A 26,542-nucleotide genomic window follows, 5' to 3' on the forward strand; every position below is an offset into this window, starting at 1 on the left:
GATCGCCAATGGCCAGACTTGCAAATGCGCCTGATCAGCATGGAAAGAGCGCGCAGATCTGACAATCGCGTTTTAAACCGAACCGAGGCAGTGTTAAGCCGTCAGGCGCCCTCTATGTGTTGTCGAGAATCTGATAATCGTAGAAATCAATTTTTGAGAGGTGAACTTGCCCGCGTTTCTCGTGACTGCGACAATACTCGTTGAAGCTGACGACGAAGTCCGCGCTTCCCGTAAAGCGCTAGCGAAGATCTTAATGGAACCCAGCATCGCCCTCGACGTCCAATCCGACGGCGAGCACCATGCTCGCGTTATTATACAAGGTGTTGAGCGGCAAGAGTTGATAAGAGAAGCTGGCCTCATCGCTAAGACGAACGAAGATCGGACATCATGACCGACGAAGGAGATGTCTCAAATCGACGACGGGTCACGATCAATAAAGCACTTGCAAGGGCGCAGTCGCTGGGGATCCAAGTCGATGCTGATCTTCGGTTCGCTGAGCTTCTGGAGAATTGGGCAGATGGGCACATCACGATGAAGGAAGCTCGTGCTGCGTACCTAGATCATATCCGGGAGAGGGACCAAGCACAGGCCGACTGGCGTTCACTTGGGATTGCATCGGCGATAGCCAAGGCTAAGGCCGCGCTGGTCAAAAGACGCGGCGAAAGCTGAGGCCTTTCCACAGCAGCTTTCTGCCAGAGGTTCGTGAACTCGTTTTTGAGTTCGTCCGGTCACACCAGCAGCCGCCGCTTGCTGGCGCGGTGCGTTCGACGTGCTTCCCGTTGCAGCGACGGAACGTCGGCGGAAGCTCTTAGCTATGACGGCGGACGGCGGCTCTCGCGACTCCGCCGCGCGTGTGGTCGGAGAAATCGACCGCGTCCGCGATGAAAGCGCACCCGAAGACGAGCCGCGGCATCCCGATCTGTCGTCCGGAAAGCCTTCGCCTATTCTTGTGCCCAGATTCCGACGTGGAGGACGGCGGCTAAATCGACACCCTGACGAGTTTGGCGCGGCCTGCGATCAAATCCGCAAAGTGATTTATCCTAGCGGAATCGATGCAGAGGTCTGAAATGTCTTCCACTACTCTCGCTACGGCTTCAGCGGTGGAGTCGACCAAGTCTGTAATTCTGCGGCGCACCAAAGGTAAGCCAACTCCAGCTTCCTTCGCAAAAGTCTGCCATCCATCAGCGTCCATCTCGGCAAGCGTGGCACGTTTCCCGATCCTCATGGCCATTTTCGGTGAAAAGTCTGAATAGGCGATCGTAGAAAGCAGATCGTACAACGGGGCCATTCTTGGTCCCTGATCGTCGTAGAGGATCTTAAAATTCTTGCCGTGGGCGTCGGCGTTTCCTACAACCAGGTTGAAGATCGCGGCGTCCAGTAGCTTAAGCACATCAGTTGCAGGGCGCGCCGACACTCGCCGCAATAGCTCAAAGCAGTCCTTGAAAGTGGGGCCGCCTTCACTCGCATATTTCGTTTCAGGTGGCACGCCGAGCGCTTGGCAGAAGTCTTCCTGGTGGATGCGATGCACCACGCCGCGTCCATCGCCCGCGCGGTCATATCTTTCAACCAAGAGAAACGAACGCCCCTCAACAGACCTTGGCTCCACTGGGGCTACATCGAGGCCGATGGTGGCGGCGAGCCTCATCACAAATGCTTCGTTTTCGGTCCCTCGAAGCGAGCGATAGGCGATTTCAGGATATGCGTGGTCGCCTGGCCGGGAAGCGGAAGTGCTATCTGCTCGCCGATCAGAACAATCGGCACCTTGGATTGCGCACCGGCCAAAGACAGGCTCAAGCCTTCTTCGCCGGCCAGGAGAGGTCGCATCGGAAGTGCGTCCAAAACTCGAACGATTCCTGCATCATCAAGGGGAGTCGGCAGTCGCTTTGCAAGCGGCGCTATCTCAATTGGCTTTTGATTTTCAGGCAGGAGCTGAAGAGCGCCTGCAACGTCACCACCTAAGCGGTCGAGAAGCGCAAAGTCGTTCGCAGGTGAAACACCCAATGCCTGGGCGGCGACTTGGCGTTGGCTCTCCTCGGGCAAAAGGCCGCCGAAGAACGGGCGGCATTCTCGGCGGGAGAATTGCTCTGGCCGCTTCGGGAGTGATGCTGAAAGCGGAAGCGCTTTCTCGTCATCAAGCCAAGCTTGAGAAGGTGAAACTAATGTCGCCGTGCCTGTCTTGCGTGAACTGACTGACAAAGCTGCCATCCCACCAAACGTTGAGAGTTTTTGCCGTCATTGCCGCTCGCCAGGGGACAGAATATCGACGGAGCAGCCGAGCGTTTGCAGAACCTGCAAGACCTTCCCAATCTGGGCCGTTGGCTTGCCGGCTTCGAGATCGACAATGAAGCGAAGACCGACGCCAGCAACTCCGGCAAGCTCATCCTGCCGCAAGTTTTGCTCCTTGCGTGCGCTGCGTATAGTATTTCTGACTTGTTTTGCCATCTTCATTTTCCCGATCGGGAAAACAGCAAGATATCAGGCGTCTTGTCTAGAAGAATTTCCCGATCGGGAAATTCGTTTATAGATGTCTCCTAGGTTATAACTTAAGAGATCAACGGCAGCGTCGGCTCCCATGAGCCCCGCTTAGTAAGTCCCCGTGAGACGCAATTCTTGCATATGAATTGACAGTTGAACCGAGCGTCGATGAAGATGCTGAGGTCCGCTATTGTAAAGGCGAGGCGGTCCAACGCTGTCACTGTGAGCTGGTCGCCCGGCACGAAGTTTTCAAGACACCCGGCGAGAACGGCCTGGACAGCATCATCACGGATGATTTCGGCGCAGCCGGCTGCCCTAAGCGCGCGTTCCTGACTATGAGTGTCATCGTTACCGAGAGTTTGGCGAACATAGCCGTAAATGGTCATCGATCAAAATTCACTGTGTAAGCCGTGGCAGACCGGTTGCGGCGACTTGGCCAATCGATTTGAACGCCGCAGTCAGTTCGCTCGCACTGTCGGCATAGAAAAAGGTCGCTGACGACGTAGCACATTTGGAAAGCAGGTTCTTACCCTGGTCCGAGGCGCTGAAGGCCACGGTATAAACTGTGATGCCCTTCGACTTCGCGGTGGCGCAGTGGGTGAGGGTACTCGTGTCATCCGAGGATGCCGAGTTTTCCCCGTCGGTCATGAACACGATCACCTTTTTCGGCGCCAGGCCGTTCTTGTTCTTGTGGGCCGCATCCTCGGTCGTCGCGGTTAGCGCGTCGAGCGCGACCTTGAACGCACCGGTCGAGCTGGTGCCGCCGGTCGGCGTCAATGCGTCGATATAGTTGTCGGCTGCACTCCATCCCCATGCCAGCTGAGACTCTGTCTGCTTGCCCGAGTTGTAAGAGACTGCTCCGGTCCGGATAAGGTTGAGATTGGGATCGACGGATGCAAACGTCGCGAACAGGGTGTCGGCGGCCAGTTTCAACCCCTCGATGCGTTGGTAGTAGCAGGGCGTCTTGCTGCCGCCATCCTTCACTGTCGAAGTATTTGGCATGTAGTAGTAGTGGCAGGCGACCGTGGTCGACTTCACGGTAGTGGTGCTCGTTTGCATCGAGCCAGAGCGGTCGAGGACCAGGAACATCGACAGGGAATTGCTGGCACCGCGGTTTGAGACGGACCTGCTGTTGATGGCGATCGTGGCGGTCTTTTTCCCGAAGATGCTCATAAGCGGCGATAGGCTGATCGTCTGGTTGAAGCTGACATCGACCGTAAAGGTTTTGCTATTGTTCGCGCCGGGCGTCGTCTGCACCATAATCGTCGGCGTCGTCCCCGCCAACGCCGTACCCTGGGCTTTCAGGAAATCCCCCGCAAGCAGCTTGGCCGCCGATTCGCCGATGTCGTCGTCGGCGAGAGCGGACGATGCCGCCAGCGCAGCGCCGTCGGCATAATTTTGCGCGTCCTGCTTGGCCAGCATCATGCTTGAGACGTCCACCGCCAATCCAGCCGCGCCGAGGAGGACAGGTAGCAAAAGCGAACTCAGGATCCCGAAGTTGCCGCGACGATCGTTCAGAAATTGGTGTATCGTTGACTTCATATTCTTGCCCCCAAAACGTTGGGAGCACTAAGCCTGCAATAGCTGAACAAGGCCTTGTTCCGACCGGCTCTGAAGCGCCGGAAGTAGAATTGTGATTAATACTGTTGCAAAGCAGGACTGATCTCGATCGAACCGCGTGGGCTCTCTTCGAAGCTACGGTCACCCAGCTTCATGGGTAACTCGGTTTCGCCTTCGGTCATTTTGCTGATCAGGGCCAGGAGCTTCCTTCCTAACGGCGGGGCAATGCCGAGCACGTCATCGATCAGGCGCTGTCCTTCTGACGTGCCGATGTAGGCGATCCTTCGTTCGAGGGTCAGGGAGGGGTACTCTAATGTATCTTGGGAGGGCAGCCCTTCGAAGAACTTACCCACCGGCACACTGAGAGCAACGCCGACCTCGTGCATCATGCGGGCACTGACGCGATTTCTGCCGCTCTCGTATTTCTGGAATTGCTAGTAACTCACGCCGACCTGTTTCGCCAACTCGACTTGTGACAGCCCGGGGTGGATTCGCAGCAGTCCGATCCGTTTGCCGACATGAAGATCGATGTAATGGGGGCCGGATCGGTCACTGATATGAGTTCTTCATGTCGAACGGGTGAGATTTTGGCGGGTGCCTTTGGAACTTCGTCGGCATTGTCGCGACCGGGCGGCGGAAGCTCAAATAATGGGCCGCTCATTCGGCCCCGTACCTGGGTGGGAGGCTGGCATTAGTCGTCTTTGCGTACTGGTCGCCATGATGGCAAATGCTGAGTACTAGACCGTCTCCAGTCAGCGCTCCCCACCATGTAGCGATAGGTTAGCGTCGATCGCACAGTCGGCAAACACAAGTTTTGACCTCGTTCATTGCAAGGTCAGATCAAACACCGTTCGCTGACCTGTGATCTTTTGCACGAAATCGACGTCCTGCCCGTTCCAATGATACCGAAAGTGATCTCCCTGGCGTGGCGCGGTAACGACATCCGGATAGAAGGCACAAATGCATTGCCCCGCAGTGTGTCGTTGGCTGGGGTATACAATGCCGTTTGTGCCATCATGCCTTACGGTTTTTGCAAACGACTGCGCAGCGGAATAGGTATCGAGGTCAGGGCCAAGTATGTCGATGTGTTCACCGCCGCGCAGATCGACCAAGTCAGCATCGATCGATCCGATCAGTTGTCGAACCTGCGAGACCCATCCGGGCTGTATCGCGCTGGCTGCATAAAACCGTGCCATGTGAAAGGTGTGTTCGCGTAGTGCCGTCTCGAGACTATTTCCTGCGTAGTAGACACCATAGGAGCCATCGCTGAAGCGAGAGCTCCGATGTGGAGATATGTGTGTGAACGCCGCCATGACCCAAGACGCTCCGTCACCCGAAATGCGCCGATCAGATGGAACCAGTGACAGGTCGCCGATCTGCTCGTAGATTCTCGGATTAGTTCTCGCTTGGGCCTGCGCCAGCGCTTCCCAGTCGCGTGGATCGGCCACATCGTCATAGAGATCTATCGCCGGATAATGGGACATAACCAGGCGATGGGTCTGCGGCCAATTTACCCGGCTTTTGAAGACGTTCACCAGCCACCGCGCACTGAATCAAGGTAGCGTCGAATGCGCATGATATCTTCCATACTGCCACGCTTCATCACGTCGAGCGCAGACAGGCCCGCGAAGCCGGAATTTTTGGCGTCCACCCATGCATATCCTGTTTGAGGCTCTGCAAAGATGATCCTAAGCGCCTTATGGATGCCCAGAATATTCGACATCCTGTCGGCCAGATCGCGATTTACCCGGCCATAGTCGTCATCTTTCCAGCGCCTATAGGTCTTCGGCGAAATTCCTCCTAAAATCGTAGCTGCATCCACGTCGGAAACACCCCATCTGTCGAAAATGTTCATGACCGTTCGCTGCATCGCACGTATCTCGTCGAGCGCGTAGTTGGCTTCAAACCCGACTTCCGGTTCAGGCTCACCAATTTTGATTACATTCAGCATTGACGTTCCCTTTTGTCCACATCTAGTCCTAAAAGACCCAATTGTCTAGATGGCGTAGAAAATTTTTGACCGAACATTCCAATCACGGTGCCGGCTCTTGGCCGAAGGCTCGCCGGCGTCCGGCATCGTTCTGGACACGGCCAATGTCGCAGGCCGCCGCGGGATGAATATCGCCTGTACCAGGCCGGCACTGATTGAATGGGTCCGCAACCGCGCGTCCCGGGTCCGGAGGAAGGCGTCGGTTTGCAGCGGCGCGTTTCTGCTGGCCGAGCCCGGAGTGCTGGATGGTCGCCGTGCCGTCACGCACTGGCACCGCTGCGATGAATTTGCCGGGCGGTATCCGCAGGTCGGCCTTGAACGCGACCCGATCTTTCTGCGCGACGGGGTGATATGGACTTCCACAGGTGTTACGGCAGGCATCGATCTCGCCCTGTTGGTGGTTGAAGGAGATCACGGCCGCGCTCTCGCGCTTGCTGTGGCACGCGAACTCGTCGTGGTTGGCAAGCAGCCGGGAGGTCAGTCACCATACAGTGCGCCGCTCAAGCTTCAGGCGGCCGACGACAGGTTCTCGGACCTCAACGCCTGGGTGTCGGCCAATCTGGCGGGTTCTCTCACGAATAGATCGGCGGCGTTGTCGGAATGGTGGAATTACTTGGCGCCGGCTGCGGCCTCGATAACGGCTGCGACCTCTGCCGCGTGCGATGCTAAGGAAGCGTGGCTACCGTCGACCGTCGTCAGCTTGGCTTTGATACGCTCGGCGAAGAACGCTTGTGCATGGGGATCGAGAGTAAGATCCTGAGCGCTCAGAACGTACCAGCTCGGTTTGTCGTGCCAGGCGGCCACTTCGGCGGCGGCATCGAACGCTGTGTGATTGATGGGCATCTGGTGGGCCGCCAGGTGTTCGCCGATTTGCTTCGGCAGATCGCCGGCCACCGCGCCTGGAAACACGGCAGGGTCGATGGTCAGATAGCCCTTCGCGTCGGGCCGGATTGCCTTGACGCCCGGCGTGGCAGGGCCACTCGCTGCGAGCGCGGAAATCGTCTCACCCTTGTCCGGCGCAAACGCGGACACATAGACCAGCGATGTTACTTTGGGGTTGTTGCCCGCTTCACAGATCACGACGCCGCCCCAAGAATGTCCGACGAGGACAGTCGGGCCATCCTGTGCATCAAGGGCTGCATTTGTGGCAGCGACATCATCGGCTAGCGATGTCAGCGGGTTCTTGACGGCTGTAACCTTGTAGCCCTTGGCGGTCAGGATGGCTGCGACGCCGTCCCAGCTCGTCTCATCGACGAATGCGCCATGGACCAGCACGATGTTCTTGATAGCCTTCGTGGAATTGGTCTGGGCAAAGGCCGGGGCGATGCCCAGTGTGGATGAGAGCATGAGGGCGGACATGATAAGAGTTTTCATTGGTGGGCTCCTCTAGGTAGCGCTTGATAGCGATTGATTTTATTTCGGATTATCTGCAATTCACTAGACGCCTGCACCAAGGAGCTATGGAAAAACCAATCTCTATGGACAGTATCCTGTATTGTCTTCATATTTCTGTTCTGAAGACCTTATGAACGTATGGAAAGATCCTATGAAGGGCCATGACCGGAACCCCGAAAAGCATGCTCCATCGTCCAACCTGCCCGCCATGCTCGCTTCGCGCGTCGATCTTTTGTCGCAGATGCTCGAGTTGGTAAGGCTAAGGGGAGAGTTGGTATTTTCCGCCGAGCTGAACCGGCCGTGGGCAATGAGCTTTGAACCCGGATCGCCTTATTTCTTCGTGGTCCTGGAAGGGAGCCTGACGGTTCGGCTTGCGGGGGAACCCTCAGTTGAGGCGGTCGCCGGTGACTTGATCATGCTGCCGCGCGGTGTTGGGCATATTCTCGATGATGGCTGGGAGGCGATAGCAGCGAATGCCGATAACCTGATGCAGGACCAGTTCACAGCCGAGCGGCTGGAATTGCACCATGGCGGAAACGGCGAACGCACCAAGACAATCGGCGGAGTGTTTCGTTTCGAAAGCACGTCCGTGCCCTGGGTTGTCTCGGTGCTGCCGGCCGTCATCCATATTGAAAAATCGGGCGGCCAGACAGCCGGATGGCTTGAGGGGCTGGCGCATTTCATGATGATGGAAGCCCAGGCGGTACATCCTGGCTCCTCAGTCATGATCTCCCGCCTCATCGACGTTCTGATCATACGCGTCATCCGAACCTGGGCGCAGACCAAAAATCCCGGTGACACCGGATGGGTGGGCGCTTTGGCAGATCCCCGCATCAGCCGCGCCCTCAAAGCCATTCACGACGAGCCGTTCCGCCGTTGGAGCGTGGCTGATCTCGCAACCTCGGTGGGAATGTCCCGGTCGGCCTTTGCTGAAAGGTTCTCGTTTCTGGTCAAGGAAGCGCCATTGTCGTACCAAAGCCGCTGGCGGCTCACCCTCGCTCATGGAATGCTACGTCAGGCCAATGCGCGTGTGAGTGATGTTGGAAGACAGGTGGGGTACGAATCCGAGGCTGCGTTCAGCCGAGCGTTCAAAGCTCAATTCGGAGTTCCCCCCGTCGATGTCAGATCGTCCGACTGATTGTTGGCGCCGTCCTGATCGTCAGGGTCTTTTGATCGCGGGTCGACCATGCCCGTTCATCGAGCAACTGCCTGATCACGAAGACATTGGCCAGCTCGCAACCGGCCAATGTGGTCTGGTCAGGCGTAAGACCTGGGCCATACCTCCATCGATAGCCAGTTCCGCTCCGGCGGTAAAACTGCTCTCCTCGCTAGCAAGGAAGAGCACTGCTGCCACAACCTCATCTTGTCTACGCATGCGTCCAAGAGGGATCATGCTGTACAATGCATATCGTACCTTCTGTGAGGCACTTGGCATCATCGCCGTGTCAGTTGGGCCGGGCTGACGACGTTGACGCGAATACCTTTTGGAGCGAGTTCGTTTGTCCAGGTGCGTGTAAACGCACGGACTGCTGCCTTCGTCGCATCGTAGACGCCATAGCCCTCTGTGCCGATGCCGCCCGCAATTGAGCGCCGGCCATGAGGCGAGTGGCAGTCTGCGTACGCTTCACTTCCGATCTAGGCGCCTTTTCAGCGATGAGATTGTCTGCCCCGGCGAAATTCATACGCCTACGCTCGAAACCGGTGTCAAGCGCTCGCGGCGCGTAGAGGGGTATGCCGCCTTGAGGCTGAGGACGTAGCGCTTGTCATCAAGAATGGCCGGTGGTGGGTGGGACGGAAACCGAGCTGGTCGTTAAGGACGACGCAGAGGTGCGCGATACCGTCATTGCTTGCTGACAGATCTTGGCTATCGCACCCTCAAGGCTGTGGACGCTGCGAGCGCGCTGACGGTCATCGATAGTGGCATTCCGATCGATCTGCTCTTCACCGACGTCGTCATGCCCGGCACGCTGAAATCCCCGAGCTTGCAAGGAAGGCGAAGGAACGGCCTCCCGATATCGGCCGGCCGTTTGACAGTCTTGCTTGTCGAGGATGATCATCTCATGCGCACGACAACGGCCGATATGCTGGACGATGCGGGCTGGCTAGGAGCTTCCCTGGTTCGTACGGCCGACGTGAGAATAGTACGTAAGCAATTTTCTTGTTCGAGACCGTTGAACCGTCAATGCGTAATGTTTTATATCATGGCATGATATTGTTGTTATCTGGAGCTTGACGTCGTGTCAGACGCAATCAAAACCAGGCATCTGCCGTCCGACGAGGTCCTTGCGGACCGCTTGGGCCTCTCCACCAAGGAATTCCAGCGATACCGCATGCAAAACCTCGTTTCGGTTTCGACCACTGCTGCGACCGGAAATGACGGGATCCTGGTCACCTGCCAGCTTGGCAACAGGATCTGGGAAGGTGTCGTCGTGAACGGGAGCGTCACCACCGAAGAGGTCAGGTTCATCCGCGGCAAACGGGCGGGCAGCCCAAATTAAATAGTCCGCCGCCGACCCTGACCTGACTTTCAGAAAGGAAAACAATGAAGAAGCTTGCCGGCCTCCTCGTCGCCATGTCGATACCTCTTACCGCCCATGCTGCGGCCAGAATGGTCTCCCAGACCGGCGACTGGGGCGTCTACTCCTTCAAAAGAGATGGAAAGCCCGTCTGCTACGCGCTCTCGGTGCCCAAGGAAGCCAGACCCTCTGACGTCGATCATGGAAAGAATTACTTCCTGATCGCGCCAGCGGAAAAAGGCGGCGGCAACGAGCCGGAGGCGATCCTTGGCTATGCGGTCAGGCCCGGATCGCCGGTGCAGATTTCAGTTGGCGAGAAGACGTTCAAGATGTTCGTAAAGGACAATACGGCCTGGGTCGCGGACGCCGCGCAGGAACCCGAACTCATCACCGCGCTTCGATCAGGGAGCCGGATGACCTTGCAGGCGACCTCGGCGAGAGGAACGCGTACCAGCTACGACTATTCGCTATCAGGGGTCACGGCTGCTCTGGAGCGGGTCGCTCGCTGTAAGTGAAGCGGGGCTCAACCGATCCCGAACGCCGCTTTGCTATCGGGCGTCGCGAATTCTCGAAGACGGTGCGACGGGGTTCTCCCCTTGCCCGAAAGTAGCAGGTCTAGTTCGTGCTTCGAATTTCCAAACCTTTGCAGAAGGCGCTCCGCTTCATGTCGGCCGATACCGTAACGTCGCCGCAGGCTGCTCACATCGTAGCTGGGTTCGACCTCGGTCTCGTTCACCGATGGGAGAGGGCTCAGTTCTTGTTGGGAACGCTGCATGATCAAAACTCCTTTAAAGGAGTAATGGACCCGATGCCCGTACGGTTCCAAGTAACGTGGAATATATCACATCATGATGAAAATGGCAGTTAAATCTGGAGGAGGGCGTAAATCGCGCCGCCCCAGATTGCTGCGACGAGCAGGGCGACGCCCGCCAGGAAGAGTTTGACGTCAAGGAACATGAGCAATCGTCAGCGCGGTCCCGTCAAGTGCCCCGCACATCCTGGCGTTTAGTTTAACGTCTGGATCGGTGCGGCCTGAGACGCTTCGGACGAGGGGCCGCCGGGGATCGACGCGACCGCGAACAAGACCGCCACGTAGCTTGCGAACACGGCGGAGAATATGGCGCTCCTGGTCAATGGTTCACTCCATTATATCATGGGATGACATTCTTTAACTGTTCGCTCATAATGTCAATCCTGAATGCAGGATGAACGAGTTTGGGAGGTGGTGTTTTTTGGAAAAGATTCTGATTGTGGAGGATAACGCACTGATCGCGATGGATGTTCAAGATATCGTCGCGAGTTCCGGCTACGAGGTCGTGGGAATTGCCGACAGTTTCGCGAGCGCGCAGTGGCTCGCTCCGTTCGCAACCATTGCCCTGGTCGACGTCAACCTTCGCGACGGGGCCACCGGGCCGAGGATTGCGCAGTATCTCGCAAACGACTTCGGCGTCGCGGTGATCATGGTCACGGCCGATCCGGAAATGATCGCCACCGATCTGTCGAAAGTCATCGGCATGATATCGAAACCCGCCCAGCCAAAGCTAATTGGCAACGTTCTCGATTACCTAAGGGCGATTCGCGAGGGCTCGCCCGGCTCACCGCCGGAAGGGATGCGTGTCTTCGCGTGAAGGAGGGGTCGATACCATGATCGACAGACGTGCAGAACTCGGTCTCTGGTTGGGCAGGCTGGAAACCATTCTGATCGAACGGGGAGTGCTGAACGAGGACGGCGAGGTCGTCTGCGATGCAGGATCTCGGTTCCCAAGAGACGTCGAAGAGGCGCTGGATGGTTTCATCGAGGATCCGGTCGAACTCGTCGGTCTCCTCAAGATTTGCCGCGACGCCCGCGAGGGGCGACCGTTGTCTCCCGCAGTTTTGATGGCAGCCCATCTCATGACCAAAGAGATATTGGTGGCATTGCAAGAGGCCATGGGCGCTGGACGGTGAGGGGATTTTCAAAAGAAAATGGCCCGCCCGAAATCATTTCGGACGGGCCTCGCGCCAACCAGGTATCTCATCACGCCTGGTCGAAGCCTAGCTGTCGGTCACTCCCGCATCTCCTCCCGATTGCGGCAATTCCTTCATCTTGACGAGCTGGTCGGCGCAGGTATCGGCGGCATTCGTGACTGTGCCGTCGATCCCCGCGATCTTGGCCCAGCCGCCCTCGGCGATGAAGTCGTCGCGCTGCCACGAGGACTTTGCCTGCAGGGCCTTGAGATTATGCTCCGCGTCGGTCGCGGTGACAAAGTTATGGACGCAGATGCTGGCGACCAGATCTGCCTTCGCGTTGCGGACGGCAATCTCGGTCATGACGTTCGCCCTGCCTGATGTCGTCCAACCGCCCCAGGTAAAGCCGAGCACCATCGTCAATGCCGAGGCGCCGACGATCGACCAACCCCAAAGAGTCTTGGAAGGCCGGTACCCCGACCAGCCCCTTTCGCCATTTTGCATAGCTGTTCTCCTCTGGTTTATATCATAGCATGATACAAATTTGAGAACAGAGGTCAATCACGGTGTGATCAAAAAATGGTGACGCCGATCAGGCGAGTTCGGTCACCTGACGCAGTCGCGCGAGTGATTCTGCCAGGAGTGGTTCGTTCTCGAGCATGCCGTCGACATGGATCCTCGCCAGAGCTTCAAGAACCTTCTCGCCTTTCGTCGTCATGCCGATCAGTACGCTCCGCTTGTCGTCTTCGGCGGGGATCCGCTCCGCAAGACCCGCGGAACACATCCGGTCCGCGAGCTGCACCGCGCCGTTGTGGTGCATCAGCATCTGACCCGCGAGATCACGAAGCTTAATCTGCCGGCCGGGCGCCGTTCGGACGACGAGCAGAGCCTGATATTGATGGGACGTCACGCCAGCCTCGGCAAGCGCCGCCTCGCTGAACGACAAAAACCGCCGCATGGCGAGCCGGAAGCCTGCGAGGCCATCATAGACTTCGTCAGCCAGGCCGGATGTCCGGCGTCCCGATCGAGGCATTCATTAGTCCTTCCAAAATGTCATGATATGATATAAATGACGAACCACGCCAGGAGAACGGTTCGCGAGTGCTGCCGACGCGGGAGACGGTGCATAGCACCGGCGTCGGCGGGTCGCTCGCAGACCATATTCTCCCGATGGTGGCAAAAAGACTGTGCCAATTTCGTGACGTCGCGAGAAAATTACATCATGCTTGGTAACCGAAGGCCGAGAACGCAGCTATCTGAGACCGATCGTTTCGGTGTGCGGGTCGAAGGGGATGGCACCTGGACGGTGTTCGACGTCTTCACCGGCTGGCCAGCGGATTATCTCGGACGGTCCCTCGACGGATTGGAAGAGGGCGTTGCCGATCGCCTTTGTGCCGTCGTAAATGCGCTGGACAAGCGCCGCCGCGGAACGCTCCCCTGAAGCGGTTCTTTCGAGCCCGATTTCAGACCCAGAGCAATTGCCTTCCATAAGGGAGCACCGGGTAGAGGAGTACATGGCCGCGAGCGAAAGCGCTGGGATATCAGCATGCACCACTAAAGGGGTGCTTTGTCGCACACGGCGCCTCATTCATTCGTTTTAGCCGAAATCGGAGGTTCCCACTGAGGCTGGTATGGTTCCGAGGACATCCACAACGCAAGGCAGACCACAACGGTGATCATGATTCCCGCCACCACGCCCAATAAGATCGTCGTCTCTCTTCGCATGCGAACCTCTGTATCATGGCATGATATAGTGCGCGCGAAATTCGACGTCAACTTTATGTTCTCATCTAGATAGGCAGAACATTATCGCGGCTTAGCGGCAGAACTGTGCGTCTTGATTTCTGCCGTCTGCAAACGTCGCTAAGGCGTCCAGGGAACAAGCTCTCCGAGCCTTGAAGGCCACAGTCCCAGATCGTCTTGCACCGCAACTGGCAACGCGTCCCTCTGCCTGACCAACAGGGCGTGATGGATTGCGGCTTCGAGGGGTTCCGCCTCGCTTTGATGAGGTTGGCCTCTAATTGCGAGTTCGCCGGTTGTCCTGACGTTGTCGCCCGCGACGACGATGACGTGCCCCGGATAGGCCGAGGCGGTTCGGCTGTCGACCAGGTCGAATCTTTGCATCTGTTTTCCCTTTTCGATGTCTTCGGCGTCCGACGCAGCTTCCGAGAGAATCTCGAACCGCACGTCCTTGATGGTTTTGCCGGCCACTTGGAGCGCGACGATTTTTGCAATAGTGGCATAGGCCATCGGATCGCTTCGGTTGACCGACGAACGCCTGCACCACTCGTCAAGCAGAAGGCTCGCAGCCACGAGCTCACGGGCGTCCGTCCCTGGGACGTCCGGTCGACGACGGAAGGCAGGGCTTATGAAACCGATGACCTTCAGGCCTATCGCTGCTGCTGAAAATATCATGATATGATATTAATTCATTTCTTGACGTGAGGGAAATGACAATACCGCGAGCGGTCGCGTTGGTTGGGCAAACGGAGCCATGCGTCAGTCAAGAACTCGCTGGAATGTCAGTCTCCGCCGGGCAGGTCGAACCCCACCCATCTCAAGCGACTTTCCTCGTAGACGCTCTGTGTCGGAACCAGGGACGACGGCTCGTTAAAGCATCCCAATGCGACCGCGACAAAATCTTTTCGGAACTCAGGTATCCAGAAGACCGTCGACCCGCAGGCTGGACAGAACCTGAACTCGATCGATCTCCCGCTGTCACCAGTTCTTGTGTAACTATTCGAGGCTCCGGAAACCGCCACCTTTTCCCTGTCGAAGAAGACCGCCACTCCGAATGCGCTGCCCGTGCGTCGCTGGCATTCCCGGCAGTGGCAGGCGGAGATCTTGACCGGCTCTCCCTCGGTGGTGATCGAAAGCTGGCCACAGGAACAACGAGCTTTTCGTCTCACTGGCACCATTGTGTGCTCCTCCATATGACCTCTGTCGCTCCCAAAGGCGCTGCGAGAGCTATTTCGAGATTTGTCGCCGCCGTTGCTTGTCGAGTGCATTCATGACGATACACAGGGACGTTGATCCGTCCCCGTCCATCTGAGTTGTCGGGCGTCCGTGGTAGTCCGCAGCGAGCCCGGTGAACAGATCGAAGATCGTCCAGGAGCCGTCATGTCCGCGGCGAGTAGAATACCGGTCAGTGAGATAGTCGCGCATGGTCGTCGGCCGAGTGTGTCAGGTTCGAGTTGTTTCCAATTTTTTCTCCGCCGCGCGTCGCGCCCGGATGGCAGCGGCGATGAACACCCGCGACAGCCCATGGTAAAGCGGCTCGCGAGAAAGGATGCGCGAGGTCACGTAGCCGATCATCGACACCGCCATGATCGGGATGACGGCCTGGTGATCGCCTGTCATTTCGAGAATGATGACGAAGGCTGTCATCGGCGCCTGCACGACGCCGGCGAAATATCCGGCCATGCCAAGGATCGCCGCCAGCGCGATGCTGGCGCCGAGAGCCGAGCCGACCGTGCTGCCGAACCCGGCGCCGACGGCAAGCGATGGCGCGAAGATGCCGCCTGGTATCCCTGAAAGCATCGACAGGAAGCTGGCGGCCAGTTTCTCGACGAAGAACAGGGTCGGCAGCGCATGGCCCTCTACGGCGCCGCGCGCCTGTTCGTAGCCGGTGCCGAAGGTGGTGCCACCGGAGAGGATGCCGATGACGGCGATCGCTAGTCCGCAGGTGCCGGCCAACACAAGCATGCGCTTCAAGGGTTGCGGTTGCGCCCAGCGGCGGATCTTCTGGCCGAAATGCAGGGCAAAGCCGCTGAAGGCAGCACCCAGCGCCCCGCCGCCGATGCCACAGACGAGCACCAATCCCCAGTCGCGAAGTTCGGTCGGCGCAGCCGACGCCATGCCGAAATAATTGTAGCTGCCCGAAAGCCCGAGTGCGGCCAGGCCAGAGAGGATCACCGCGGTCAGCACAAGGCCGTTGGCACGCGACTCGTATGTTCGGCTCATCTCCTCGATGGCAAAGACGATACCGGCAAGCGGTGTGTTGAAAGCGGCCGCAATGCCTGCCGCCGAACCGGCGAGGATCAGCCCGCGCGCCTGCGCCATGCCGCCAAAGCGGGCGACGGCGAGCATGATCGACGCGCCGACCTGCACCGTCGGCCCCTCGCGGCCGATCGAGGCGCCGGAGAACAATCCGAGCACCGTCAGCACTATCTTGCCGAAGGCGATCTTCAGCGACAAGAGCCGCGTCCTTTCTTCTGCGTCATGCAAATGTCGCGCCGCGATCGCCTGCGGAATGCCGCTTCCACCCGAATTCGGAATTAACGTCGCCGCCAGGTAGGCCGACAGGATGAAGCCAGCGGGCGTCAGCAGCAGTGGCATCAGGAAGGTCCATTGACTGGAAGAGGCGAGGGATCCGAATGCGTTTTGCGCCAAATCCGCAAGTTTGGCAAAGCCGACGCTGATCACGCCGATGGCGAGCGCCCCGCACCAGAACACCAGTCGCGGTTTCCAAACCGAAAACGAACCCCAGATCACGCGGGAGCGGCGAAGGAGCTTGGAATAGCGGTAACGGCTTGGCATGGCAGACTCGGTACGTGACGGTTGAAAACCTTTTTAATGCCAAAGGCGCCCGAAGATCACCCCTCACAATTGAAAAAGCGCGGGATCGGGGTGGGATCGCTCCGTGCCGAACCACGGAGGACGTTATGTTCAGTGCATTCGGGAGGGGATCGCCATCCCTTGAGCCAGACGACGTTTCCATGATGCAGACTCTGGTGAAAAACCACTGCCTGACGAATGCGATCGATCCGGATAGCGAGGAGGCGCGGGACGCTGCGCGTGAACTGCTGAAGTGGTTTCAGGGCGGCGTGACCGATATGAGCAGACTGCAAGAACTGCTTGCGTCACATACCTGACGCCGATCGGACCTTGTAACGCTTGCGGGTCTACGCCAGCAGTCTCCTGCGGGCCGACGCCATCAGGACGGCGGCCCCGGCCACGCCGGAGGCGAACGAGCCCGCAAGGATCCCGATTTTCACGTGATCCTGAGACGACGCATCCGCAAAGGCCAGCAGTCCGATGAACAGGCTCATCGTGAATCCGATGCCGCAAAGCAACGACACACCTGTCATCTGCGACCAGGTCGCCCGCGCTGGAAGTTGCGCCGACCCGGATTTGACCAGAAGCGCCACCGTTCCAAGTACGCCTCCAAGCTTCCCGAAGAGAAGGCCGGCGGCGACTCCCAAGGTCACTGGCTCCGCAAGGACGCTTGCCGAAGCGCCCGCAAAGGAGACGCCGGCATTGGCGAAGCCGAATATTGGCACGATGAAGAAAGCCACCGGCTTCTGGAGTGCGTGCTCCAGTTTGTGGAGCGGAGAGTCCTCCTGCGCGGCTTCGGGCGTGCCTGGGGTGACTTTCAGCGGAATGGCAAGCGCCAGGACGACGCCCGCGAGCGTGGCGTGAATCCCGGACAGGAAGACGGCAATCCACAGAAGAACCCCAAGCCCGAGATAGGCCCAGATGTTCTTAACGCTGGATCGGTTCAGGATTACCAGGTTCGCGATCAGGACGGCTGCGACGGCAAGTGCAAGCACGTTGATGTCTGCAGTGTAGAAAATAGCGATGACGATCACCGCGCCGAGGTCGTCGATGATCGCCAGTGCCGCAAGGAAGATCTTAAGCGAGGCTGGCACCCTGTCGCCGAGAAGGGAGAGGACGCCAAGGGCGAACGCGATGTCGGTCGCGGTCGGAATGGCCCATCCGCGCAGGGTCGAAGGGTCTGAGAGATTGAAGCCGATGTAGATCAGTGCGGGTAGTGCCATTCCGCCCGCCGCGGCAGCACCCGGAAGGATTCGTCGGCTCCAGCTCGACAGTTGTCCGTCCAGCATCTCCCGCTTGATCTCAAGGCCAACCAGAAGGAAGAAGACGCTCATTAGGGCGTCGTTGATCCAGTGCTGCAGATTGAGCGGACCCAGGTAGACATGCAGGGCGTGGAAGTAGACGTCGGCGACCGGAGAGTTTGCGACGACAATCGCAAGCGCGGCCACTGCCATCAGGATCAGGCCGCCCGACGCCTCGCTGTCGAGAAACTGCCGGAGGGTGGATTTGATGCGGCCTCGGATTGTTTTCGACATGGGTTCGCGCCCTCGATGAAGGTTGATCTCAGTCTCCGTCAATCAGGGAAATCCCCAGCGCACGCAGCACACGCCTGTCTTACAATTAAGGAATGGAGAGAGATTCGCCTAGTAAAATCGGCAGGCACTGGCCCTTCTGAAAAAGGCTTGAACGGAACGTGAAGCGTCTTATTTGTTCGAATCCCGTCTCTTCTGATAGGAGGTCGCCAATGCGTCTCTCTCAAACGATTTTTTTTGCAGTTGCAGCAGTCGCCATCGTTGGATTGTTCTATCTCGCACTTTCCGTCGGTCATACTATTGCGCCGCCACCGGTGTAGCAGGCACATACGATGAGGCCTAGTGCCGAGCTATCCAGCAACGCTAGCGCCGACGACCGCGAACTGTGCCAAGGCAAGGAAAACCAGGGCTGCGATCACATACGGAATCCGACATGCATGCGCGTCATCCACTCAAATTAGCGAGCCCAGTCCTTTGCGCGAAGCGTTGGACGCCCGCGCTGAGCTTTGTCTACCGCGCGATTGACACCGCTCTAAGCGAACTTCCCTTTCAAAAGTAGTCGGTTTTCGTCTGCGTGGCACGAGCTTCGCGGTTCCTCACTCTATGCTTTGAAAGGGTTCATCATGACCACTGGCACAGTAAAATGGTTCAATTCAACCAAGGGCTTCAGCTTCATCCAGCCTGACAATGGCTGCGCTGACGCCTTCGTTCATATATCCGCTGTCGAGCGCGCCGGAATGCGCGAGCTGGTCGAAGGCCAGAAGATCGGCTTTGAACTCGAGCGCGACAACAAGTCGGGCAAGATGTCGGCCTGCAATCTGCAGAACGCTTAATAGACACTTGGAGGACGCCTCAAGCGCTATGTCCAACGTCAGGAGGTTTTGCCAGACGAATGCGCGCCCTTGCTTCAGGAGGCCCTGCCCGCGGCGAATTCGAGCGCGGAGAGGCTTCGCGTATCACCCGTCTGCCAGATCCATCGGCACGGCGCGTTCTGAAGTCGCTGACCGATGAGGGCCTGCTTGCGTCAATTACCGACAAGGGGGCCGTGTGGCTGCGGTTTCCGGTCCAGGCGCTCGATACTTTTTCCCTCGTCTCTATCCCGAGGGCGCGTGGCTAATTCGTGCACCAGCAGACTCTTACTACTGTCAATCATAACGGTATGCCTGCGTTCGAGAGGTAATTGATCATAACGACCATTGCCGAGTATTTTGGATTTGATGCGCCTGATCGATAACAAAGGTCGCCGGTTCTAACCGTCCAAGGCGAGCATGTAGGCGGATGGCGATCTGGGGCACGAGGCGAGGGCCGCCGTATCAAACTTGCTCGGCAGGAAACGAGCTAAGACCCCGCCTAATTTTTCGGGGCCGGACATTTGCCGGGCCGGTTTAGTCGGCGCACCGGCGCGGAGGTGCTATCACCTTTTCTCCGGTCGTGTGGCTGTGGTGCGGGCTGGTCATCGGCCCGCATCAAGCTCTTACGCAACCCGGTTCAGCGCGTCGCCGATCGTGACGACGATGTTTTCGATCTGCGATGGCGCCGCGGATTTGTGATTACTGGTCCCAGTTGCCGGGCGTCAGCGTGGAGGCGAACCGCCGCCAGATCTATCGGACAGGCTCGCAAGCTCGTCCGATCACCTGCCTTCATCACTCTCGTCGTGCCAAGTGCCGGGCGGTCGGTGAACCCTCATTCAATAGTTTTGCCATTGATCGGTCAGCATTGCGCTGTTCGGCGAAAATCGACCATGCGGCGATGAACAAAGCCGCGATCAAGGGGCCGATGACGAAGCCGTTGATACCGAAGAGGGAGATGCCGCCGACTGTCGAGATCAGCACCACGTAATCGGGCAGCCGCGTTCCCTTTCCCACCAACGGTGGGCGCAGCAGATTATCGACCAGCCCGATAACGAAGATGCCGACGAGGACCAGGATCGATGCTTTCAGCCAGGCACCTGTGAGGACCAACCAGATGGCAGCCGGACCCCATACAAGTGCGGCTCCGATTGCAGGAAGCATCGATAGGAACGTCATCGTCACACCCCACAACAGAGCAGCCTCTACACCAAGAGCCCAAAATGCCACGCCGCCGATCGTGCCCTGGATGATCGCTATGATGACGTTTCCCTTTACGGTAGCGCGCACCACTGCGGAAAACTTGTCGAGAAACTGCCGCGTGTAATCGTCGCTGAGCGGGATGGCATGCCGGACTTTGCCGCTGAGGTCAGCGCCATCTCTGAACAGGAAGAAAAGCAGGTAAAGCATGATGCCGAAGCTGATGAACAACTGCAGGGTATTTTGACCAAAGCTGAGCACGCTGCCGCCGATCGACCGGCTCGCCTGTACGGCGGCAGACGAAATGTTCGTGCCCAATTCGGGAAACCCGCCGAGCTTCAATGAGGTCAGCCAGTTGTCTATAAAGGGCGGCAGGGCATTCTGGATCCGGACCAGAGATCCGTTGAGATCAATTTCGTTGCTGCTGATACGTTGGTACAGGCTGGTTCCTTCCTGGATAAGTGAACCTAGAATGATCATTGCAGGCACGATCACGAGGCATATGCACATCAGCACCGTCAGCAGGGCGGCAATGCCGCGGCGGCCGCCTAACAAATGCTCCAGCCGCTTATGCACTGGAAAGAAAATGATTGCGAGGATGACGGCCCAGAAGACAGCGCTATAATAGGGAATGAGCAGCCAGATGAACGCGATCGTCACAACTGCCGTCCGGGATATCGCAGCCTGAGGCTCTTGACGATCCAGCTAGTTTTGACCTTGCTGACACAACGGGCCGGACGCACCATGACAGCCGTCGCGTTCGGGCTGCCGTCATCGAGCCCTTTTAAACGCTCGGAAGTTGAGGAAGGATTGCATGCTCGTACCGAGATAGCGTTCTGCGGGTAGTGGAGGCACAAGCCAGGAAATGCCGCGTCCAGTCGTGCAGAACCTGCAGCAGTCTATCACCGACGATTGCATCAGCCGCTATCCACGGCGTCCTCTCAGTGCGCCATGAATATTGGCATGCTGCTCGGCTCGATCATGTCTCGCGTCACCGTCACGATGGTCGATCCGCTCTCGCGAAAGCGGGTGAATGGAGAAGAGCCAGGCGCCGATATGCCAGCACTATCGATTTGTAATTGGGCGAGAGCGGCCGCCTTCCGCGGTTGATGATGACCGGCGTCGGCGTATCGAACAAAGCGCCATCCATGACGCGTTTCTGCAGTTCCTCGTCGTTGCACGCTTTACGGCTGCCAGGACGACGTCGGCCTACAGCGCCCGAATGATCAGTCGTGTTCTGGGAATCGAGACGGGCACGGCTGATGTGGCCGAGTTCATCCGCCGCCTGGTCTTCAGCACGCTGACCGGCAATGGCGACATTCACTTGAAGATCTGGTCGCTTGTCTATTCCGATCGTCGCACACTGTGTGGTGACTTTCAGCCCGAAGGAACACTGTGCTCTTGCCCGGGTTAGTGCTCCGAGATCAATCCGATCTCTCATGGAGGAAATAAAATCATGGCATCGACAAGGGGATCGCACGGCAGCAAAGCCGGTAGCAAGTCTGGTGGCGCCAAGAGTGCGTCCTCGAAGGAAAGCTCAAGCTCGTCGTCAGGCAAGCAGGGTGGCTCGCACGAGCAGCACGTAAAAGCGGGCGAACAAAGCCACAATAACTCAAAGTAACAGAGCGATCGCAAGCCGCTTCGGCGGGCATTACTGTCGCCAATGGCTCGACGCATCGCCAGCGAACCGAGAACGCAACCTACAGGAGATTTTGGATGAAAGTACGAGAATTCATGACTGCTCAGGTGGTCGCTGCCAAACCGAACGATACCGTCGAAGATGTGGCAAGGATGATGTCTGAGATAGATAGCGGCGCCATCCCGGTGATTGAAGATGACCTCGTCATTGGGATGATCACTGATCGCGATATCGTCATACGCGTCATCGCTGAGCGCAAGGATGGTTTCACGCCTGTCTCCGAAGTTATGACGCAGGGGGTCGAAAGCTGCCTTGAGGATGACGACATTGCTGAGGCTGCGAGGAGAATGGCCGAATTACAGATGCGCCGGCTCGTCGTGTTCAACAGTGAGGGCGAGCTTTCCGGCATCATCTCACTCGGCGACATAGCGATAGAGCATCAGGGCAATTTGGCGACTGAAGCGCTTGAGGAAATCTCACAAGATGAATGATGTCCTTGCTCTGCGCGAAACTACCGACGCCTCTGCGAGCCAACCGTGATGACGGCTGGGGTCGAGGATCGAACCGCGGAGGAAATCGCGGCACGACGCGTGCGACGCGCTGAACGGCGGCTGAAGCAGCGCGAGGCCAACATCAATCGCGCCGCCAAGATGCATCAGGTGCGGATTGCCGCTCCTCCGACTGGCAAACCAATGCCCGAGGATCCCCTCCTAGGTCGCGTCCATATCGGCTGCTCCGGTTGGTACTACTGGCATTGGAAAGGGAATTTCTATCCCTCGGATGTTTCGTCGGACCAATATTTCTCGATCTATCAAGAGCATTTCGCGACAGTCGAGCTCAACGCGCCGTTCTATTCCTGGCCGACCATCAGTTCGGTCAAGACCTGGATCCGCCAAGCCAGGCCGGGCTTCGTCTACACCATCAAGGTCTGCGAGCTGATCACCCATATTGAGCGGTTTGAGAAGACTAAGACCCTGATTGAGGATTTCGGCTATATCGCCGATCTTCTCGGCCCGCAGATGGGATGCTTTCTGTTTCAGCTGCCGCCGAGCGTCCACTACAATCCGAACATGCTGCAGTCCATTCTGGCGCAGCTTGATTCACGCCATAGGAATGTCGTCGAGTTTCGTCACAAAAGCTGGTGGAACCAAGAGGTTTTCAACGCCTTCAAGGCAGCGGGGGCAATCTTTTGCTCTTGCAGCGGTCCCCGGTTGCCCGACGAACTCGTATGTACCGCCGATGATATCTACATTCGGTTCCACGGGATCGAACAATGGTATCGCCACGACTATTCTGACGATGAGCTCATGGTTTGGGCCGAGCGCATAAGCAGGAGCGGAGCGAAAACGATATGGGCGTATTTCAACAACGATCGTGATGGTCATTCAATCAAAAATGCCAAGAGACTAGCAGAGATGCTCAGTCTCGCCCTGAAAGTTTGACATTTCGATGCAACAAACGGTGAAGCAATGAAAGTTGTGGCGTGATGGCAAGACAGTCGGCGGAAAAACAGGCCAACCTCGGCATGTCGGTCGAGATTGAACCGATGGAGGCCAAGTCTGCGGAGGCCCTGCCAACTGGCATGGGATGGCAGTTCGAGCCGAAATGGGATGGTTTCAGGTGCATCGCGTTCAGGAGTGGCGGCCGTGTCGACCTTCGATCAAAGTCTGGAAAACCGTTGGGTCGCTATTTTCCGGAACTGATCGCCTTCCTGGCCAGTCTCCCGGTTGACCGCTTCGTCATAGACGGCGAGTTGGTCGTTGAGATCGACGGGAGGTTGGCCTTTGACGCTCTCCAGGCGCGCCTTCATCCAGCCGAAAGCAGAATTCGCAAGCTTTCTAACGAGACGCCAGCGCGGCTTGTGGCCTTTGATATGCTCATGGGCAAAGACGGCGTACTGCTTCTCGATCAGCATCTTGCCGATCGCCGAGCTCGGCTGGAAGAGTTTTGCAAGACAATCCCCGCTAATCCCCGTCAGTTCGTGGTATCCCCGTTCACGCGCAATCGTGAGGAGGCTGCGAGCTGGCTTTCAGGGTCCGGCGGCGACACCGATGGCGTTGTTTGCAAACGGCTAGATGAGCCCTATCGCCCTGGCGAACGGGCAATGGTAAAAGTCAAGCGAGTGCGTACCGCCGACTGTGTGGTCGGTGGATTTCGCTACGGGAATGATAGTCACCTAGTGGGTTCGCTTCTGCTCGGACTTTACAATGATAATGGCGAGCTCGACCACGTGGGCTTCACGTCAGCCATTTTGGATGCAGAGAAGCCAGAACTGACAAGGCGGCTGGAGGCATTGCGCGAGCCGCCGGGATTCACGGGTAAGGCACCCGGCGGACCGAGTCGGTGGAGCACCGAGCGTTCATCCGACTGGCAGCCGCTGAAACCGGAGCTTGTTGTCGAAGTGCGCTTTGACCAGGTGACGGGACATCGTTTCCGACATGGCACCAAGTTCTTGCGGTGGCGGCCGGACAAGAGCCCGTCTCAATGTGACTTCCGCCAGATTGGCCAGTGAATCGTAGTGTTTGCCGAGATGGACAGGCGAACTAAGCCCTCATTACAGAGAACAGGCGATAGCTATCGACAAAATCAGAAAACACACGCTCGAATTTGGGAAGCCAAACAGCAGCCCGGAAGGGGAGCACGAGCGCCCCTCGCAGCCAGCCGAATAGGAACCGGGAGCAGGAAGCTTCCGGAGGCAGCCATCAGCTGATTGCGGCGCGGCGTCAATCCCAGAATGCGAAAGAAGAGGGGCGCACCCTATTGCACCGGGGGGCGCATGCAGCCCCATATTCCAGCCCGGCTTTCTAAGATCTAATCGGTCGGTGGATGGTGTTTCCCGTACTGATTGCTGTCGTGGGACACGCGACACGAACGCGGCTCTTAACAAGATGCCAAGCTCGCGGTGTGGCGCTCCTGGGCCTTCGCCAATACGACGACGGTCGTCGTAAGGTGAACGTCCTCCACGGCGGCGCAGGACGCTAGCAGGGTGGTTGCTCGACCGATTGTCAGTGACATTCAAAGCAATGTCCGGTACCGTGCGTTTGATCGAGCATCCTCCGGTGGCCGAGAGAAGATCGAAAGCGGTCTTTCGAGCTTGCCTCCCCGCACCGATGGGGTGCACCGAGGCGGTTGAATGCTGACTTGACGACGGCGTCCCAAGCGTCGTGCGAACGTTTCCCAGCAGGCACCGTGTGCCAGTCAGTTTAATCGATGCATCAGCAGTTGCAGTGCAGCGCAGGCACCGTCCTGCTGCTTGAGGGACGAGCCAACGATTGCGCTCGACGTCGAGGACGTCCTCAACGAGGCCGGTTAATGTCGTGCGGATCATATCGTCGTCTGGCGACGCCACCACCTGGCTGGCCAAGGGCACCGGTCGTCGTGATCATCGATCTCGGTCTCCGCGATTGCTTCTGCAACGCCGAGGTGTGGCTGCTGGCCGAGAGCAAAATACCCTTCGTCGTCCACTCGGGCGACGACCATTCCCTAGTGGAAGAGGAACCGGCTTTCGCAAGGGGATACTGGCTCTCGAAGCCGTCGATTTCGGCCGACATTGTCAAGGCGATAGGCGTGGCGATGACGGGTGTCAGAGCATGACCGACAATCACCGGCTCGTTATGGCCCGTATCGGGGCCGAAATGGAAAAGGGAACGTCCACGACGGAGGTTGTCATGATCGTCGCACGCATCTTCAGACGACAGCAGGAGGCCGATAGAGCTGTTTCTAGCCGGACGTCAACGGAAACGAAGTCTAATCGAGGCTGACGCGCTCACTCCTTCGTCACGAGGCCGCCCACATTCGCCTCGTAGTCGCGCTCCGGTATACCATAGGCGTCCCCCGCAAGCATTTTCAGACCGGCTCTGTCGCGAATGGTTATGGACGCTCTGGAGGCCGTGATCAGGCGTTTGCCTTCGAGAATATGGATAGTCGTCGTCACACTCTGTCTGCGCACCGCCAGCATGATGCCGATGAACTCGTGGGTCAGTTCGATATCGTCGCCCTCGGATCGGTCGTGGCACATCAGCAGCCATCGGGCCAGACGCGCCTCAATATGCTGGGTGGCGTTGGAGAAGGCCGTATCGGCGACCTGTACGGACGCCGAATGCAGATAGCGGGTGAGGAGATTCCGCAGGGTGACGCTTTCGGCCATTGCTGCTTGGAGGCGCACGTTCTCGATACGGTGTCCGGCGCCCGGGACTTGCATGAAGACGTGGTACGGACTGGAAAGAACACCGGAGACGCCGGCGGCAGGTGTCAGGCCCTCCCGGCCAAACAGACCGATTTCGGCTTCTGGTTCGGTCGTTGATGGAACGACGACAGATCCGATCCCACTCTCGGGAAAATACGTGAAGTCCCCCGCTTTACCAGGTTCGGCGAGGGCCAGGCTCCGGGGCAGATCCAGGAACTGAAGGTGCGGCGCTATGCGCGACAAGTCTTCTGGGTTCATTCGGATCAGCAGGTTGTTTCGATAAGGGGACGAGTTGGGATTTTGCATATCGCTCTTCCTGATGAGGCAAGAGCAAAACGGTCTCCCAGCCGGTCGCGCCAGACGTCAGCAACCGATATTCAACGGTACGCGCAAAAGGTGTTTTCTTTACGTTCGTGCCACTCCCAATGAAGGCGTACTCCCACAAGAAGAGTGTCCGTAACAAACAGTAACGAATCGAACTCTCTCAGCTTCGCGGCGCCAAAGCCGCGGGAGTCGCGCTGTGGACGTGAGACGTCAACGACGACACGCTGGTGATGGATGAAAAGGGGTGCCGGCTATAGGAAACGGGGAGCTGACGTTCGTGCATTTGTTTGAAAAGATTCATCCGGCAGACCGCGACCCCCGTGCGCGCCGCGTTCGTTGCGACCAGAGCGCTCTTCGGCCCCTACAAAATCGA

General features: G+C 58.0%; 30 protein-coding genes and 5 pseudogenes. 18 read left to right on the forward strand and 17 right to left on the reverse strand.

The annotated features are described in order from the left end of the window. Positions 1-387: 387 nt before the first annotated feature. The gene (locus AB4Z25_RS12930) at positions 388-669 is read left to right on the forward strand and encodes a hypothetical protein (RefSeq protein WP_112444032.1); all 282 of its coding nucleotides are present in this window, start codon (positions 388-390) and stop codon (positions 667-669) included. A 100-nt stretch (positions 670-769) separates the two neighbouring features. Next, on the forward strand, positions 770-1,066 hold the full coding sequence (locus tag AB4Z25_RS12935) for a hypothetical protein (RefSeq protein WP_442208152.1): 297 nt from the start codon (positions 770-772) through the stop codon (positions 1,064-1,066). Here the strand turns inward: AB4Z25_RS12935 and AB4Z25_RS12940 are convergent. The 7 genes and pseudogenes from AB4Z25_RS12940 to AB4Z25_RS12970 all read right to left on the reverse strand — a co-directional run bounded on the left by AB4Z25_RS12940 (position 980) and on the right by AB4Z25_RS12970 (position 5,986). Next, positions 980-2,236: pseudogene (locus AB4Z25_RS12940) on the reverse strand (type II toxin-antitoxin system HipA family toxin). The gene AB4Z25_RS12935 and the pseudogene AB4Z25_RS12940 sit on opposite strands and share 87 nt — an antisense overlap. Next, a complete protein-coding gene (locus tag AB4Z25_RS12945; RefSeq protein WP_112540245.1) occupies positions 2,233-2,442 on the reverse strand; it encodes a helix-turn-helix transcriptional regulator in 210 nt (69 codons plus the stop codon). The pseudogene AB4Z25_RS12940 and the gene AB4Z25_RS12945 overlap by 4 nt, the downstream one beginning before the upstream one ends. A 101-nt stretch (positions 2,443-2,543) precedes the next feature. Then, positions 2,544-2,861: a recombinase family protein gene (locus AB4Z25_RS12950; RefSeq protein WP_442208153.1), complete on the reverse strand. Its 318-nt coding sequence runs from the start codon at positions 2,859-2,861 to the stop codon at positions 2,544-2,546. Positions 2,862-2,871: 10 nt separating this feature from the next. Beyond that, complete coding sequence (locus AB4Z25_RS12955; RefSeq protein ID WP_442208154.1) at positions 2,872-4,017, reverse strand: vWA domain-containing protein; 1,146 nt, start codon at positions 4,015-4,017, stop codon at positions 2,872-2,874. 95 nt (positions 4,018-4,112) lie between these two features. Then, complete coding sequence (locus AB4Z25_RS12960) at positions 4,113-4,424, reverse strand: hypothetical protein (protein WP_112444040.1); 312 nt, start codon at positions 4,422-4,424, stop codon at positions 4,113-4,115. A 435-nt stretch (positions 4,425-4,859) separates the two neighbouring features. Further along, a complete protein-coding gene (locus tag AB4Z25_RS12965) occupies positions 4,860-5,570 on the reverse strand; it encodes an RES family NAD+ phosphorylase (protein WP_442208155.1) in 711 nt (236 codons plus the stop codon). Continuing rightward, entirely contained in the window at positions 5,567-5,986 is a 420-nt protein-coding gene (locus AB4Z25_RS12970; RefSeq protein ID WP_442208156.1) for an MbcA/ParS/Xre antitoxin family protein, read from the reverse strand. Before AB4Z25_RS12970 ends, AB4Z25_RS12965 begins: the two co-directional genes overlap by 4 nt. 163 nt (positions 5,987-6,149) lie before the next feature. Here AB4Z25_RS12970 and AB4Z25_RS12975 point away from each other — a divergent pair. Continuing rightward, positions 6,150-6,371: pseudogene (locus AB4Z25_RS12975) on the forward strand (AraC family transcriptional regulator); the annotation flags it as partial. Between the two features lie 263 nt (positions 6,372-6,634). On the opposite strand, the gene AB4Z25_RS12980 reads toward AB4Z25_RS12975, so the two are convergent. After that, entirely contained in the window at positions 6,635-7,399 is a 765-nt protein-coding gene (locus AB4Z25_RS12980; RefSeq protein WP_442208157.1) for an alpha/beta fold hydrolase, read from the reverse strand. 172 nt (positions 7,400-7,571) lie between these two features. Between AB4Z25_RS12980 and AB4Z25_RS12985 the strand changes: the two genes are divergently transcribed. Next, a complete protein-coding gene (locus AB4Z25_RS12985) occupies positions 7,572-8,558 on the forward strand; it encodes an AraC family transcriptional regulator (protein ID WP_442208158.1) in 987 nt (328 codons plus the stop codon). 75 nt (positions 8,559-8,633) lie between these two features. Here the strand turns inward: AB4Z25_RS12985 and AB4Z25_RS12990 are convergent. Further along, positions 8,634-9,007 (reverse strand): annotated as a pseudogene (locus AB4Z25_RS12990) (SDR family oxidoreductase); the annotation flags it as partial. Between the two features lie 189 nt (positions 9,008-9,196). On the opposite strand from AB4Z25_RS12990, the pseudogene AB4Z25_RS12995 reads away from it, so the two are divergent. The 5 genes and pseudogenes from AB4Z25_RS12995 to AB4Z25_RS13015 all read left to right on the forward strand — a co-directional run. After that, positions 9,197-9,455 (forward strand): annotated as a pseudogene (locus tag AB4Z25_RS12995) (hypothetical protein); the annotation flags it as partial. A gap of 202 nt (positions 9,456-9,657) precedes the next feature. Then, entirely contained in the window at positions 9,658-9,918 is a 261-nt protein-coding gene (locus AB4Z25_RS13000; protein ID WP_442208159.1) for a hypothetical protein, read from the forward strand. A gap of 44 nt (positions 9,919-9,962) precedes the next feature. Then, positions 9,963-10,451, forward strand: coding sequence for an invasion associated locus B family protein (locus AB4Z25_RS13005; protein WP_112517406.1), 489 nt, complete (start codon positions 9,963-9,965; stop codon positions 10,449-10,451). A gap of 717 nt (positions 10,452-11,168) precedes the next feature. Next, positions 11,169-11,564, forward strand: a complete 396-nt coding sequence (locus AB4Z25_RS13010) for a response regulator (protein WP_442208160.1) — start codon at positions 11,169-11,171, stop codon at positions 11,562-11,564. A 16-nt stretch (positions 11,565-11,580) separates the two neighbouring features. Next, complete coding sequence (locus AB4Z25_RS13015; RefSeq protein WP_112517407.1) at positions 11,581-11,883, forward strand: hypothetical protein; 303 nt, start codon at positions 11,581-11,583, stop codon at positions 11,881-11,883. 87 nt (positions 11,884-11,970) lie between these two features. Here AB4Z25_RS13015 and AB4Z25_RS13020 read toward each other — a convergent pair whose 3' ends face one another. Beyond that, positions 11,971-12,387, reverse strand: coding sequence for a hypothetical protein (locus tag AB4Z25_RS13020; RefSeq protein ID WP_112517408.1), 417 nt, complete (start codon positions 12,385-12,387; stop codon positions 11,971-11,973). A gap of 88 nt (positions 12,388-12,475) precedes the next feature. Next, complete coding sequence (locus AB4Z25_RS13025) at positions 12,476-12,916, reverse strand: MarR family winged helix-turn-helix transcriptional regulator (protein WP_442208161.1); 441 nt, start codon at positions 12,914-12,916, stop codon at positions 12,476-12,478. Between the two features lie 189 nt (positions 12,917-13,105). On the opposite strand from AB4Z25_RS13025, the gene AB4Z25_RS13030 reads away from it, so the two are divergent. Continuing rightward, positions 13,106-13,324, forward strand: a complete 219-nt coding sequence (locus AB4Z25_RS13030; protein ID WP_442208162.1) for a hypothetical protein — start codon at positions 13,106-13,108, stop codon at positions 13,322-13,324. A 422-nt stretch (positions 13,325-13,746) separates the two neighbouring features. On the opposite strand, the gene AB4Z25_RS13035 is transcribed toward AB4Z25_RS13030, so the two are convergent. From AB4Z25_RS13035 to AB4Z25_RS13045, 3 genes are all read right to left on the reverse strand, one after another. Then, positions 13,747-14,298 (reverse strand): hypothetical protein, encoded by a 552-nt coding sequence (locus tag AB4Z25_RS13035; protein WP_442208163.1) that lies wholly within the window; start codon positions 14,296-14,298, stop codon positions 13,747-13,749. A 107-nt stretch (positions 14,299-14,405) separates the two neighbouring features. Beyond that, the gene (locus AB4Z25_RS13040; protein WP_442208342.1) at positions 14,406-14,792 is read right to left on the reverse strand and encodes a GFA family protein; all 387 of its coding nucleotides are present in this window, start codon (positions 14,790-14,792) and stop codon (positions 14,406-14,408) included. 274 nt (positions 14,793-15,066) lie between these two features. Next, positions 15,067-16,422: a chloride channel protein gene (locus tag AB4Z25_RS13045; protein WP_442208164.1), complete on the reverse strand. Its 1,356-nt coding sequence runs from the start codon at positions 16,420-16,422 to the stop codon at positions 15,067-15,069. Between the two features lie 125 nt (positions 16,423-16,547). Between AB4Z25_RS13045 and AB4Z25_RS13050 the strand changes: the two genes are divergently transcribed. After that, positions 16,548-16,757 carry an acetyltransferase gene (locus AB4Z25_RS13050; protein ID WP_442208165.1) on the forward strand — a complete coding sequence of 70 codons (210 nt, stop codon included), beginning with the start codon at positions 16,548-16,550 and terminating at the stop codon, positions 16,755-16,757. A gap of 30 nt (positions 16,758-16,787) precedes the next feature. Here the strand turns inward: AB4Z25_RS13050 and nhaA are convergent, their stop codons facing one another. Beyond that, complete coding sequence (gene nhaA / locus AB4Z25_RS13055) at positions 16,788-17,975, reverse strand: Na+/H+ antiporter NhaA (protein ID WP_442208343.1); 1,188 nt, start codon at positions 17,973-17,975, stop codon at positions 16,788-16,790. A gap of 620 nt (positions 17,976-18,595) precedes the next feature. Here nhaA and AB4Z25_RS13060 point away from each other — a divergent pair. Both AB4Z25_RS13060 and AB4Z25_RS13065 read left to right on the forward strand, forming a co-directional pair. Next, positions 18,596-18,805: a cold-shock protein gene (locus AB4Z25_RS13060; protein ID WP_442208166.1), complete on the forward strand. Its 210-nt coding sequence runs from the start codon at positions 18,596-18,598 to the stop codon at positions 18,803-18,805. 59 nt (positions 18,806-18,864) lie between these two features. Further along, positions 18,865-19,089: a hypothetical protein gene (locus tag AB4Z25_RS13065; protein ID WP_442208167.1), complete on the forward strand. Its 225-nt coding sequence runs from the start codon at positions 18,865-18,867 to the stop codon at positions 19,087-19,089. 526 nt (positions 19,090-19,615) lie between these two features. On the opposite strand, the gene AB4Z25_RS13070 is transcribed toward AB4Z25_RS13065, so the two are convergent. Next, positions 19,616-20,698, reverse strand: a complete 1,083-nt coding sequence (locus AB4Z25_RS13070; protein ID WP_112446139.1) for an AI-2E family transporter — start codon at positions 20,696-20,698, stop codon at positions 19,616-19,618. A gap of 541 nt (positions 20,699-21,239) precedes the next feature. Between AB4Z25_RS13070 and AB4Z25_RS13075 the strand changes: the two are divergent. The 5 genes and pseudogenes from AB4Z25_RS13075 to AB4Z25_RS13095 all read left to right on the forward strand — a co-directional run. Further along, positions 21,240-21,383: pseudogene (locus AB4Z25_RS13075) on the forward strand (type II toxin-antitoxin system HipA family toxin); the annotation flags it as partial. Between the two features lie 353 nt (positions 21,384-21,736). Beyond that, positions 21,737-22,150: a CBS domain-containing protein gene (locus AB4Z25_RS13080; protein WP_442208168.1), complete on the forward strand. Its 414-nt coding sequence runs from the start codon at positions 21,737-21,739 to the stop codon at positions 22,148-22,150. 48 nt (positions 22,151-22,198) lie between these two features. Further along, positions 22,199-23,101, forward strand: a complete 903-nt coding sequence (locus AB4Z25_RS13085) for a DUF72 domain-containing protein (RefSeq protein ID WP_442208169.1) — start codon at positions 22,199-22,201, stop codon at positions 23,099-23,101. 44 nt (positions 23,102-23,145) lie between these two features. After that, complete coding sequence (locus tag AB4Z25_RS13090) at positions 23,146-24,171, forward strand: ATP-dependent DNA ligase (RefSeq protein WP_442208170.1); 1,026 nt, start codon at positions 23,146-23,148, stop codon at positions 24,169-24,171. 800 nt (positions 24,172-24,971) lie between these two features. Then, a complete protein-coding gene (locus tag AB4Z25_RS13095; RefSeq protein ID WP_442208171.1) occupies positions 24,972-25,253 on the forward strand; it encodes a hypothetical protein in 282 nt (93 codons plus the stop codon). Positions 25,254-25,425: 172 nt separating this feature from the next. Here AB4Z25_RS13095 and AB4Z25_RS13100 read toward each other — a convergent pair whose 3' ends face one another. Further along, a complete protein-coding gene (locus AB4Z25_RS13100) occupies positions 25,426-26,151 on the reverse strand; it encodes a Crp/Fnr family transcriptional regulator (RefSeq protein WP_442208172.1) in 726 nt (241 codons plus the stop codon). Between the last annotated feature and the right edge of the window lie 391 nt (positions 26,152-26,542).

Source organism: Rhizobium sp. RAF36 (assembly GCF_052114105.1).
Classification (GTDB): Bacteria; Pseudomonadota; Alphaproteobacteria; order Rhizobiales; family Rhizobiaceae; genus Rhizobium.